The following is a 12,024-nucleotide window of genomic DNA, read 5'->3' as shown; positions in this document are numbered from 1 at the left end:
ACGGCTCGTCAGCGACGGCGGCGCAACGCCCTTCCGACCACGACCGCCGAGGCGAGGGCCAGGGCCGCCGCCGGTGCGATCCAGCGCAGGCCGTTCTGCCCGCCGCCGTCGGAGGGGGCCGGGACCGGGGCGTAACGGCCGCGCGGGGGCGCGTGGTCGACCTCCTCGGCACTGCGGCCGATCATCGTGCGGCGGGCGTGCGCGGCCTCGGCCGGCGGACGGACACCGCCCGCGAGGCCGGCGTCCGGCTCCTCCTCCTTCTCCGCCCCGGCGAAGGCGGCGAAGTCGGCGAACTCGCCCTCCAGGAAGGGGTCGAGGGACGGGGGCGGCACCTCGGTGTCGAAGACCGAAGCGCCGGACTCCGCCTCCCCGGCCTCCGCCACGGGGTCGCCCTCCCCCTGCGGCGCGCTCGCGATGCCCGCCAGGTTCGCGGCGAAGCGGCCGAGCAGCCGCCCCGCGGCGGTGGCGGTGGCCTCCGGCTCGAAGGCGGCGGCCCGTCCGTCGGCGGTGGCCCCGCCGCTGAACTCCAGCAGGGTCCCGCCGTCGTGCGGGAGCAGACGCAGCACGAGCGCGAGGGTGACGGTGCCGCTGCCGCGCACCTCGGTGCCCCCGCCCTCCGCCGCGAAGTGGTCCGGGTCCCGCTCGGTCAGGGTGACGGCACCCCGGTAGGTCACGGTGTGGCCGCCGACCCGCACCTTGAGCCGCCCGGCCAGCGGCCCGGAGGCGGTGTCGGCGTCCTGCTGGAGCCCGGGCACGCAGCGGGCCACCCGGGCGGGGTCGCGCAGCACGGCGCGGACGTCTTCTGCCGGTACCGGAACGAACACCTGATGCTCCATGCGGCCGAGCCTACCGAGGGGATCCGCCCGTGCACACGGACACGACGCCCCGACTCAGGAGTAGCGCGGATGCGGCAGCGTGGACGGCGGGAGTCCGGGGAGCCGGGTCCGGGCGGCGTCACGGGCCGCGTCCTGTAGCCCCCGGGTGGACACGGCGCGCAGCGCGGGGGTGTCGCGGTCCACCCGCAGCTCGGGCACCCGGTCGCGGGCGGCGAGTACGAAGCCCCAGTCCTGCGGCGGCGCGTCGGCGGCGCCCAGGGTGCGGTCGGGCCCGGCGGCGAAGCCGGAGAGCCGGCCGCCGGTGCTGTACGGGGTGGTCAGCAGCCCCGCCGCGCGCAGGGTGGACTCGACGGTCCAGTACGCGCGCGGCCGCGTGGCGAGGGGTCCGGCGTGCACGGCGATGCGGCCGCCGGGCTTCAGCGCCCGCGCGGCCAGCCCGTAGAACTCCTGCGAGTACAGCTTCGTGCTCGGGGTGATCCCGGGGTCGGGAAGGTCGGAGACGATGACGTCGAAGCGGTCGCGCGAGGCGGGCCCCCGCAGCCAGCGGAAGGCGTCCTGGGTGACGACGCCCAGGCGCGGGTCCTCGTACGCGCGGGCGTTGAGCGCGGAGAGCATCGGGTCGGTGCGGGCGAGGCGGACCACGCCGGGGTCGAGCTCGACGACGGTCACGGAAGCGACGTCCCGGTAGCGCAGCACCTCGCGGGCGGCGAGCCCGTCACCGCCGCCCAGGACCAGGACGCGGGAGTGCGGGCCGGTCATCGCGGGGTGGACCAGGGCCTCGTGGTAGCGGTACTCGTCGTAGCCGCTGACCCGCAGTCGCCCGTCCAGGAAGAGGTCGAGGGAGCGCGGGGAGCCCGTGGCGGGGCCGGTCAGCACCAGTTCCTGCACCCCGGTCTGCGTGGCGACGCGCACCTCCGCGCCGTAGACGGCGGTGCGGGCGGCCCGCTCGAAGTCGTCCACGAGGAGGGTCGCCGCGGCGAGCAGGGCGAGGACGGTCGCGTTGGCGGTGACCAGCAGCCAGCGGCAGCGTCTGCTGAGGTCGTGGCGGAACAGCCACAGGACGAGTCCACCGCCGACGACGGCGTTGACCGTGCCGGTGACCATGGCGCCGGTGAGCTGGCCGAGCAGGGGGAGCAGCAGGAAGGGGAAGGCGAGCCCGCCGACCAGGGCGCCCACGTAGTCGGCGGCGAAGAGGTCGGCGACGGCCCCGCCCGCGTCCTGTCTGCGGATGCGCTGGATGAGGACCATCAGCAGCGGGATCTCCGCGCCGATGAGCACGCCGATGGCGAAGGAGAAGGCGACGAGCGCGGGCCTGGACTCGCCCAGCCAGGCGAAGCTCGCGTACAGGGCCATGGCGGAGAAGCCGCCGAGCAGGGCGAGGGCGGCCTCGATGGCGCCGAAGCCGAAGGCGGGCCGGTGGCGCAGGCGTTTGGCGAGGAGGGAGCCGACCCCCATGGCGAAGACCATGACGGACAGCACGACCGACGCCTGGGTGACGGAGTCGCCGATGAGGTACGAGCCGAGCGCGAGCAGTTCCAGCTCGTAGACGAGCCCGCAGGCGGCACAGACGAACACCGTGGCCAGCACGAGGAGTCGGCCGGTCCGTGGGCGTACGGGCAGGGCGGCCTGGACGGTCTGCACGCCCCGCGGCTCCGCCGCCGGGAGCACCCCGCGGGGGGCGGAACGGTCGATCATGCAGCGAACCGTACGTCACCGCCCACCGACACCCTGTCACCCACATGGGTGCAAGTGCCGTGCGTATCGGGCCAGTTGGCGTAATCGGGACCGGCGCTCCGCCCGGTACGGCCCGGAGGTACGGCCCACCCGAACGGCCGCGGGGAGCGGTCTGGGGAGCCACCCGGGGAGCCCCTAGACGGGAGCGCCCATGCGTACGCCCACCCGGGTGCGGGTGGCGACCAGCTGGCCCTCCTGCGGATACGCGTGCCAGGTGCGCCAGCGCACCTGCCCCTCGTGGCGCTGCGCGAGCATCGCGGTGAACGCGTGCGGGTCACCCGGAAAGGTGCCGGCTAGCCCGTTCGGGTGGTCCGCGACCAGCGCGAGCAGCTCCTGGGCCCGCCCCGCGAAGGAACCCCGCGAAAGGGTCTCGACCCGCGCGGCGAACTCGTACTCCCAGTCACCCACCCGCTTCGCCACGCCGAGCGGCAGCGGCGTGCTGCTGCCGGGCATACAGGCGACCGTCTCCGAGCAGAGCACCTCGCCTTCCTCCAGGAGCACCTGATGAGAGGCCCCGAGCAGGCGCAACTCCACCTTCGCGTCCGCGAGCTGGAGGTTCAGTACGGCCAGGGCGGGCAGCCGGTCGCGTCCCAGGGCCCAGGCGAGATCGGCGGCACGCGTGTCGGTGTAGGTGGTCTGGAGGGTCGTGAGCATGAGTCGGCTCCGCAAACGCGCGAGGGAGATGGGCCGGGGCCCGCCAGCGGTAGTCAACGGGTGGGGGGACACCGGCACGGGTCCACAGGAAGTCCCGGGAGGTCCGGGGACTGGTCTACTCAACCGAGGGAATCATGAAAGGCACGGCACTCACAGCGTTTTTACCCAACTTGACGGGGTTTACATCCCCCCGGGGGCTTCACGGTTCACGTGTTCAACACGACGCCGCCCGTACGCCGTAGTCCCGGCCCGAACAAGAAGACGCCCGAAGGAAGTTGTCCCCGCCGGGCGCCCTGTCCACACGGGATCGGCACGCGCTTCCGCCGTACCAGTGTCAGCTGGACCCGCAGCCTCCGCCACCGCAGGAGGACGAGGACCCGCACGACGAGGAGGAGGAACCGCAGGACGAGCCGACGGACGAGGAACCGCTGCTCGCCCACCAGCTGGAGCCGGAACCCGAGCCGGAACCGGAACCGGAGCCCGAACCGGAGCCCGAACCACCTGCGCCCGACTTGGCCAGACGCACCGCGAGGATCACGAACCCCACGACCACCACGACACCGACGACCACCAGGACGAGGGACACGGCCCCCACCCCCTTTCCCACACCCGGACGCCCGGGCCGCGGCACCCCCGTGGCCCGCGTGCAGGGGGGATGCCCGCAGGCCAACGCCTCGAAAGCACACTTGAGCAACTCCAGAGGTTCACCCCAGGATGGCGCTCATGAGCGCACCCGCGGGCAGCAGCCGCCCCCTCCTCAACCGCAGCCTGGCCTCGTTCGGCACCACGATCTTCGCGGAGATGTCGGCACTCGCCGCCCGCACCGGGTCGATCAACCTGGGCCAGGGCTTCCCCGACACCGACGGCCCCGCCGAGATCGCCGAAGCCGCCGTACGCGCGATCCGCGACGGCCGCGGCAACCAGTACCCGCCCGCACCCGGCATCCCCGAGCTGCGCACCGCGATCGCCGCCCACCAGCAGCGCTTCTACGGCCTGTCCTACGACCCGGACACCGAGGTCCTCGTCACCGCCGGGGCCACCGAGGCCATCGCCGCCGCCCTCCTCGCCCTCCTCGAACCGGGCGACGAGGTCATCGCCCTGGAGCCGTACTACGACTCCTACGCCGCCTGCATCGCCATGGCGGGCGCCACCCGCGTCCCCCTCACCCTGCGCGCCCCGGACTTCCGCCCCGACCTGGACGCCCTGCGCGCCGCCGTCACCCCCCGCACCCGGCTGCTGCTGCTCAACACCCCGCACAACCCGACGGGCACCGTCCTCACCCGCGAGGAACTGGCCGCCATCGCCGAACTCGTCGTGGAACGCGACCTCCTGGTCGTCACCGACGAGGTCTACGAACACCTCGTCTTCGAGGGCGGGCACGTGCCGCTGGCCTCCCTGCCCGGCATGCGCGAACGCACCGTCACCATCTCCTCCGCCGGCAAGACCTTCTCCTTCACCGGCTGGAAGGTCGGCTGGGTCACCGCCCCGCCCGCACTGGTCTCGGCGGTCCGCTCGGCCAAGCAGTTCCTGACGTACGTCTCCTCCGGCCCCTTCCAGTACGCCGTCGCCGAGGCCCTCGCCCTCCCCGACACCTACTTCGAGGACTTCCGCGCCGACCTCGCCGCCAAGCGCGACCTCCTCTCCGACGGACTCGCCGCCGCCGGCTTCGAGGTCTACCGCCCGCAGGGCACCTACTTCATCACCACCGACATCTCCCCTCTGGGCGAGGAGGACGGCCTCGCCTTCTGCCGCGCCCTGCCCGAGCGCTGCGGCGTGGTCGCCATCCCCAACCAGGTCTTCTACGACGACAAGCCGGCCGGCGCCACCCAGGTCCGCTGGGCCTTCTGCAAGCAGACCGGCGTGCTCCAGGAGGCAGTGGACCGCCTCCGCCGGCTCTGAGGCCCGGCATGGACGTGACGACGAGACGGACCCTGCCCGCGCCCGCGCGGACGGGACGAAGACAGGGAGCCCCGAAGGACCGGGGAGTCCCGGGCACGCGGGGGGCCGCCTGGTCGGCCGGGCTCGCGCTCGGGGTGTTCGCCTCCGTGCGCGGGATCGGGGCCCTGGTGGTCGCCGGCGGGGCCTGGTGGGCCGGACGGGATCCGGTCAAGGTGCTCGGCGGGTCCTGGGACTCCTTCTGGTACCTCTCCATCGCCGCCAACGGCTACGGCCGCACCCACATGTGGCCCGCCTCCGACTCCATCCAGAGCGACCACGCCTTCTTCCCGCTCTACCCGGTGCTGGTGCACTTCCTCGGCGGCGGCCCCGTCGCCGGCCTCGTCGTGGCCTGGACGGCCGCGGCGGCCGCCGCCGTCGGGGTGTACCGGATCGGGGAGCGGCTGCTCGGGGCGCGGGCGGGGGTGCTGCTCGTCGCGCTGTGGGCCTCGCTGCCGCACGCGGTGGTGCTGACCCTCGCCTACACGGAACCGCTGCTGTGCGCGCTGGCCGCCTGGTCCCTGTACGCGCTGCTGCGGGAGCGATGGCTGTGGGCGGCCTCCCTGGCGGCGCTCGCCGGGCTGACCCGGCCCACCGGGATCGCCGTCGCCGCCGCCGTGACCGTGACGGCCCTGCGGGAGCTGGTACGGGGCAACCGCACGCCCGCGGTGTGGGCGGCCGGGCTGCTCGCGCCCGCGGGCTGGGCCTCGTACGTCGTGGCCGTCGGGGTGCGCCGGGAGGACCCCTTCGGCTACTTCACCGTCCAGCGGCAGTGGGGCTCGCGCTTCGACTTCGGCGGCGGGACCCTGGAGACGGTCTGGAAGGTGCTCTCCGGCGGGCCCGTGACGATCCCGGTCGCGGTGACGATGGCCGTACTGGCCGCCGCCGGGCTGCTCACCGCGGCCGCCGTGCTCGACCGGACGCCGCTTCCGCTGCTGGTGTACGCGGGGACCCTGCTGGTGATCACCTTCGGCGGGGCGGGCTTCTTCGAGTCGAAGCCCCGGTTCCTGCTGCCCGCGTTCCCGCTGCTGCTGCCGGTGGCGGCCGTCATGGCGAGAGCCCGGCCGCGCACGGCGGTCGTACTGACCGCCTGCGCCGCCGGGCTCTCGTACGGCTACGGGGCGTACCTGCTCCTGATGGCCAAGGTGCCCCTGTGACCGCGGGGAGGGGGACGGCTACTCGCCGTCCTCCTCCTTCTTGTCCTCGCCCTCGGCGGAGTCGACGTCCTTCTCCAGGCCGAGCTGCTCCAGCAGCCACTTGTCGAACTCGATCGACGCGCGGACCCAGCTGACCGTGGAGGACACGAAGTGCTCCAGGCTGACGCCGGTGCCGATCAGCATCTGCGCCTCGCCGATGAGGCGGACGGAGCCGTCGTCGTGGGTGTGGCTGTAGACCTTGGGCCACAGGGTGCGGCGGTTCCAGTCGTCGATCGACTCCAGCAGCTGGGGCTTGTCGTCGAGGGCGTGGGGGCGGTCGTAGAAGGTCCGCACGGAGAAGACCTGCTGCTCGCCCTCGCCGCGGAACATGAAGTACGTGCGGAAGTCCTCCCACGGCGCCGCGAGGTCACCCTCGTCGTCGACGACGTACTTCAGCTCCATCTGGTCCAGGAGCTGCTTCACCAGGTCCTGGTCGGGGACGACGGGGCCCGCCGGTCCTTGGCCTTGCGGTTCGGGCTTACCCCCGAAGTTCGGAATCGAGGCCGGGTCGATGCTCACCGTGTACTTCCCTTCGTGCGGATACCGCCATCCTCCCCCATCGCGCCCACCCCGTGTCCAGCCCCGCACCCGCGATCCGCTCCGGGCGGACACGGGGGCGGGGCGACCCTTACGGGAAGGGGCTACAGGGCGCGGCCGACCAGCAGGTCCTCGCCGGCGACGTCGACCCGTACGGTGTCCCCCTCGCGGACCTCGCCGGAGAGGATCTCCTTGGCGAGCCGGTCCCCGACCGCCGTCTGGATCAGGCGGCGCAGCGGGCGGGCGCCGTACGCCGGGTCGTTGCCCTTGTCCGCCAGCCAGGCCAGGGCGTCGGGGGTGACGTCCAGGGTGAGCCGGCGGTCGGCGAGGCGCCTGGCGAGCCGGGCGATCTGGAGCTCGGCGATGTGCGCCAGCTCGTCGCGGGTCAGCGCGGAGAAGACCACGAGGTCGTCGAGGCGGTTGAGGAACTCCGGCTTGAAGCTCGCCCGGACCACCTCCAGGACCCGCTGCTTCTTCTCGTCCGCGCTGGTCAGCGGCTCCACCAGGAACTGGCTGCCCAGGTTCGAGGTGAGGATCAGGATGGTGTTGCGGAAGTCGACGGTGCGGCCCTGTCCGTCGGTGAGGCGGCCGTCGTCGAGGACCTGGAGCAGGATGTCGAAGACCTCGGGGTGGGCCTTCTCGACCTCGTCCAGCAGGACCACGCTGTACGGGCGGCGGCGGACGGCCTCGGTGAGCTGGCCGCCCTCCTCGTAGCCGACGTACCCGGGAGGGGCGCCGACGAGCCGGGCCACGCTGTGCTTCTCGGAGTACTCGGACATGTCGATGCGGACCATGGCCCGCTCGTCGTCGAAGAGGAAGTCCGCGAGGGCCTTGGCCAGCTCGGTCTTGCCCACGCCCGTCGGGCCCAGGAAGAGGAACGAGCCGGTCGGCCGGTCCGGGTCGGCGATGCCGGCGCGGGTGCGGCGTACGGCGTCCGCGACGGCGCGCACGGCCTCGGTCTGCCCGATCAGGCGGCGGCCCAGCTCGTCCTCCATCCGCAGGAGCTTCTGGGTCTCGCCCTCCAGGAGGCGGCCGGCCGGGATGCCGGTCCAGGCGCCGACCACGTCGGCGATGTCGTCGGGGCCGACCTCGTCCTTGACCATGGAGTTCTTGGACGCTCCGGCCTTCGAGGCCTCCGCCGCCGCCTCGGCCTCGGTGGCCTCGGCGAGCTCGCGCTCCAGCTGCGGGATCTCCCCGTAGAGCAGCTTGGAGGCGGTGTCGAAGTCCCCGTCGCGCTGGGCGCGCTCGGCCTGGCCGCGCAGGTCGTCCAGGCGCTCCTTGAGCTCGCCGACCCGGTTGAGGGACTGCTTCTCCTTCTCCCAGCGGGCGGTCAGGCCGCGCAGCTCCTCCTCCTTGTCGGCGAGGTCCTTGCGGATCTTGTCGAGGCGTTCGATCGAGGCCGGGTCGGACTCGTTCTTCAGCGCCAGCTCCTCCATCCGCAGCCGGTCGACGGAGCGCTGGAGCTCGTCGATCTCCACGGGCGAGGAGTCGATCTCCATGCGGAGCCGGGAGGCCGCCTCGTCGACGAGGTCGATGGCCTTGTCGGGCAGGAAGCGGGAGGTGATGTAGCGGTCGGAGAGGGTGGCGGCGGCGACGAGGGCGCTGTCGTTGATGACGACCTTGTGGTGGGCCTCGTAGCGGCCCTTCAGCCCGCGCAGGATCGCGATGGTGTCCTCGACGGTGGGCTCGGCCACCAGCACCTGCTGGAAGCGGCGCTCCAGGGCCGGGTCCTTCTCGATGCGCTCGCGGTACTCGTCCAGGGTGGTCGCGCCGACCATGCGCAGCTCGCCGCGGGCCAGCATGGGCTTGAGCATGTTGCCCGCGTCCATGGCGGAGTCCCCGCCGGCTCCCGCGCCGACGACGGTGTGCAGCTCGTCGATGAAGGTGATGATCTGGCCCTCGCTCGACTTGATCTCGGCGAGGACGGTCTTGAGCCGCTCCTCGAACTCGCCGCGGTACTTGGCGCCGGCCACCATCGCGCCGAGGTCGAGGGAGACGAGCCGCTTGCCCTTGAGGGACTCGGGGACGTCGCCCTTCACGATGCGCTGGGCCAGGCCCTCGACGACGGCGGTCTTGCCGACGCCGGGCTCGCCGATGAGCACCGGGTTGTTCTTGGTGCGGCGGGAGAGGACCTGGACGACGCGCCGGATCTCGTGGTCGCGGCCGATGACGGGGTCGAGCTTGCCGTCGCGGGCGGCGGCCGTGAAGTCGGTGCCGAACTTCTCCAGGGCCTTGTACTGGCCCTCGGGGTCGGGGGTGGTCACCCGCCGTGCTCCTCGTGCGTTCTGGAAGGCGTCGAGCAGCTTCTTCGCCGTCGCGCCCTGGGCGGAAAGGACCTCACCGGCCGGTCCGCCCTTGGCGGCGATGGCGATGAGGAGGTGTTCGGTGGAGAGGTACTCGTCGCCGAGGCGGCCGGCCTGGGAGTCGGCCTCGGCCAGGACGGCGAGCAGGTCGCGGCTGGGCTGCGGGGGCGCGACGGTGGAGCCGGTGACGCTGGGCAGGGCGGCGAGCAGCCGCTCCGCCCCGGTGCGGACGGCGGCCTGGTCCGCCTCGGTGGCGATCAGCAGGTCGATGACGTTCTCGTTGTCCTCGCCGGCGAGCAGGGCCAGCAGGAGGTGCGCGGGGGTCAGGTCGGCGTGGCCGTCCTTGACGGCCCTGCTCGTGGCCGCGTTCAGGGCGTCGCGGCTCTTGTTGGTCAGCTCGGCGTCCACTCTCGGTTTCTCCTCTCCGGCGGGTGTACGTGACCCGTGGCGCGCCAGGGTCGGCGCACTCACTCTGACAGATTCAGCATCTGCAAAGTTGAGTCTATTCCACTCAAGGCCGTTCTCCCGCCGGATCCGGGAGAACGCGGGCGTACGCTTCGGCCCATGGCCCATGACGTACTCAACCCGACGTCCGAGTACCTCGCCTTCTGGCGGGAGCGGCACGTCTGCACCCTGACCACCCCGCGCCCCGACGGCACCCCGCACGTGGTGCCCGTGGGCGTGACCTACGACCCGGAGGCGGGGGTGGCGCGGGTGATCAGCAACAAGCACAGCAAGAAGGTCCGCAACGTCCTGGCGGCGCCCGGCGGCGGCGCGCGGGCGGCGGTCTGCCAGATGGAGGGCCGGCGCTGGGCCACCCTGGAGGGGCGCGCGGTGATCCGTACGGACGAGGCCTCGGTCGCGGAGGCGGTGGCGCGCTACGCGGAGCGGTACGGGCGGACGCCCTCGCCCAACCCGGACCGGGTGGTCCTGGAGATCACCCTCGACCGGGCCATGGGCCGGGCCTGAGGCCGGGGACCTGGGGCCTGAGGCCATGGGCCGGGCCTGGAGCCGGGGACCCGAGGCGCGGGGCCGGGGACCCGAGGCGCGGGGCCGGGGGCGGCCCCGGCAGGCGATTGTCCGGTTCGGCCACTGGACGCGGACATCACAACGGCGCCATCGTGGTCAGGTCCACGATGGCGCCGTTGTGTGGGGGTAGCACCTGGAGCGATCTGCAACGACGGGGGAATCGCCTCAGGCACTGCGGGGGGTGGCGGTGGTGATATCGGGCTCGAACAGCTGGTGGTCCCGCTGGTCGAGGTTGACGAAGACCATGCCGTACCGCACTTCGCAGCGGACGGGCTGCGGTGCGCCCCGGGGGCGGCGCAGGCAGCGGTAGGCACGGACGTCCTCGTCCTCCTCGCGCACGACGACGATCGGCTGGCCGAAAAGAGTGACCATCAACGAGTCGCCGGCGTACGGAATCGCCGTGGCGAGATCGATGAACTGCCAGCCGGAGCGGTACGCGGAGGCCATTTCACGTCGGAAGTCGCGGTCGTCTGGGGTCATCAGGAGACCTGCGCAGGCGTGCTGTTCCAGCCGAAATCGCTCTCGGCCGTCGTCTTCGCCGACGAACCGGCACCAGCCTGAGCGCTTCCCGCGTCCCCGTTGGCGGCGACGGCCGCACCAAAGACCGCGACGGCGGAGAAAACAACGGCAAGCGCCGAGCGAAGCATTCTCTTATACATGGTCGGCTTCGTCCTCACTTGATGGAATCCTCTCCCCCGCACTGTCAGACGATGGCTCATTCAGGCACGTCAGTGCCACAGGGACGATGCATCATGTTCTTACATGTTCAGGACCCTGGGGGGTGGAGATTTGCCCAAGAGCGACATAAACCCGACACATCGCCACCCCGTCACCGAGATGTGCGCCGAAGGCGCCCGACTCTACGCGGCGGCCCTGAGCACCGGCCGCGTCGCCCGCGGCGAGGTGGCGAACGCCCCCTGCCTGCTCGAATTCGCCCTTCTGCGACCCGACCCGGATGACGCCAACCAACTGCGGGCGGTTCCCCCGTCCATCGCACTCGCCCAACGGCTCCATCCGCTCGAACGTGAGATCCAGGAACGCAGGCGCACCGCCGTAGATCTCACCGATGCATTCGAGCCGTTCCTCACCATCAGCGCCCAGAGCCCCGCCAACACCCACGCCATCACGGTGCTGGAGGGGTTCGACCAGATCAACGCCGCCATCGACCTGGCCACCTCCGAGTGCCACACCGAGGCCCTGACCATCCAGCCGGGTGGCGCCCGGCCGACGTTCGTCCTCAGCGAGTCCCTGGAGCGCGCCACCCCGATGATCGACCGCGGGGTGAGCATCCGGACGCTCTACCAGCACACCGTGCGGCACAGCCAGGGCACGCTCGCCTACGTGGACCGGATATCCGTCGGCAAGGTCGAGATACGCACGCTCGAGGAACTGATAGAGCGTCTCATGATCTTCGACCGCACCGTGGCCTTCATCCCCGCCAGCGACGACCGGCGGGTGGCCCTGGAGCTGCGGCACCCGGGCCTGGTGGACTACCTCATCAAGGTCTTCGAACAACTCTGGCGCAGGGCCGTGCCGCTGGGCGACGAGGTCACCTACGCGCACAGCGCGGACGGCATCTCCGGGGTGCAGCGTTCCATCGCGCAGCTGCTCATCGAGGGGCACGTGGACGAGGCCATCGCCCGCCGGCTGGGAATGAACGTACGCACCTGCCGCGCGCACATCGCGAAGCTGGCCGCCGCCCTGGGCAGCGGCAGCCGGGCCCAACTGGGCTACCTCATCGCCCAGTCCGGGATCCTGCACGGCCCGGGCCCGGCGGAGGCCCCGGAGGGCTGACGGGCC

At 72.4% G+C, this 12,024-nt stretch carries 12 protein-coding genes; 4 read left to right on the top strand and 8 right to left on the bottom strand.

Translation table 11 applies throughout. The annotated features are described in order from the left end of the window. Positions 1-8: 8 nt before the first annotated feature. From AC069X_RS33660 to AC069X_RS33645, 4 genes are all read right to left on the bottom strand, one after another. On the bottom strand, positions 9-836 hold the full coding sequence (locus AC069X_RS33660) for an SRPBCC domain-containing protein (protein WP_478734701.1): 828 nt from the start codon (positions 834-836) through the stop codon (positions 9-11). Between the two features lie 54 nt (positions 837-890). Next, positions 891-2,531 carry a polyamine aminopropyltransferase gene (locus tag AC069X_RS33655; protein ID WP_478734699.1) on the bottom strand — a complete coding sequence of 547 codons (1,641 nt, stop codon included), beginning with the start codon at positions 2,529-2,531 and terminating at the stop codon, positions 891-893. A gap of 174 nt (positions 2,532-2,705) precedes the next feature. Further along, positions 2,706-3,224: a DUF2617 family protein gene (locus tag AC069X_RS33650; RefSeq protein WP_042801168.1), complete on the bottom strand. Its 519-nt coding sequence runs from the start codon at positions 3,222-3,224 to the stop codon at positions 2,706-2,708. A gap of 334 nt (positions 3,225-3,558) precedes the next feature. Continuing rightward, complete coding sequence (locus tag AC069X_RS33645) at positions 3,559-3,810, bottom strand: hypothetical protein (RefSeq protein WP_478734697.1); 252 nt, start codon at positions 3,808-3,810, stop codon at positions 3,559-3,561. 128 nt (positions 3,811-3,938) lie between these two features. Here AC069X_RS33645 and AC069X_RS33640 point away from each other — a divergent pair, with 128 nt between their 5' ends. Continuing rightward, entirely contained in the window at positions 3,939-5,123 is a 1,185-nt protein-coding gene (locus tag AC069X_RS33640) for a pyridoxal phosphate-dependent aminotransferase (RefSeq protein ID WP_478734695.1), read from the top strand. A gap of 8 nt (positions 5,124-5,131) precedes the next feature. Beyond that, positions 5,132-6,316 carry a hypothetical protein gene (locus tag AC069X_RS33635; RefSeq protein WP_478734693.1) on the top strand — a complete coding sequence of 395 codons (1,185 nt, stop codon included), beginning with the start codon at positions 5,132-5,134 and terminating at the stop codon, positions 6,314-6,316. Between the two features lie 18 nt (positions 6,317-6,334). Here AC069X_RS33635 and AC069X_RS33630 read toward each other — a convergent pair whose 3' ends face one another. Continuing rightward, complete coding sequence (locus AC069X_RS33630; protein WP_478734691.1) at positions 6,335-6,874, bottom strand: type III secretion system chaperone family protein; 540 nt, start codon at positions 6,872-6,874, stop codon at positions 6,335-6,337. A 122-nt stretch (positions 6,875-6,996) separates the two neighbouring features. Next, the gene (gene clpB / locus AC069X_RS33625) at positions 6,997-9,603 is read right to left on the bottom strand and encodes an ATP-dependent chaperone ClpB (RefSeq protein WP_478734689.1); all 2,607 of its coding nucleotides are present in this window, start codon (positions 9,601-9,603) and stop codon (positions 6,997-6,999) included. A 156-nt stretch (positions 9,604-9,759) separates the two neighbouring features. Here clpB and AC069X_RS33620 point away from each other — a divergent pair, with 156 nt between their 5' ends. Next, positions 9,760-10,164: a pyridoxamine 5'-phosphate oxidase family protein gene (locus AC069X_RS33620; RefSeq protein WP_478734687.1), complete on the top strand. Its 405-nt coding sequence runs from the start codon at positions 9,760-9,762 to the stop codon at positions 10,162-10,164. Between the two features lie 225 nt (positions 10,165-10,389). Here the strand turns inward: AC069X_RS33620 and AC069X_RS33615 are convergent, their stop codons facing one another. Continuing rightward, positions 10,390-10,704, bottom strand: coding sequence for a Rieske (2Fe-2S) protein (locus AC069X_RS33615; RefSeq protein WP_030228709.1), 315 nt, complete (start codon positions 10,702-10,704; stop codon positions 10,390-10,392). Beyond that, positions 10,704-10,901, bottom strand: a complete 198-nt coding sequence (locus tag AC069X_RS33610; protein WP_478734684.1) for a hypothetical protein — start codon at positions 10,899-10,901, stop codon at positions 10,704-10,706. The genes AC069X_RS33615 and AC069X_RS33610 overlap by 1 nt, the downstream gene beginning before the upstream one ends. An 85-nt stretch (positions 10,902-10,986) precedes the next feature. Between AC069X_RS33610 and AC069X_RS33605 the strand changes: the two genes are divergently transcribed. Beyond that, positions 10,987-12,018 (top strand): helix-turn-helix transcriptional regulator, encoded by a 1,032-nt coding sequence (locus tag AC069X_RS33605; RefSeq protein WP_478734682.1) that lies wholly within the window; start codon positions 10,987-10,989, stop codon positions 12,016-12,018. Positions 12,019-12,024 lie beyond the last annotated feature (6 nt).

The sequence above is a fragment of the Streptomyces sp. NPDC043896 genome, assembly GCF_056435605.1.
The sequence above is the reverse complement of the archived record's forward strand: the minus strand, read 5'-3'. Positions and strand labels throughout refer to the sequence as shown.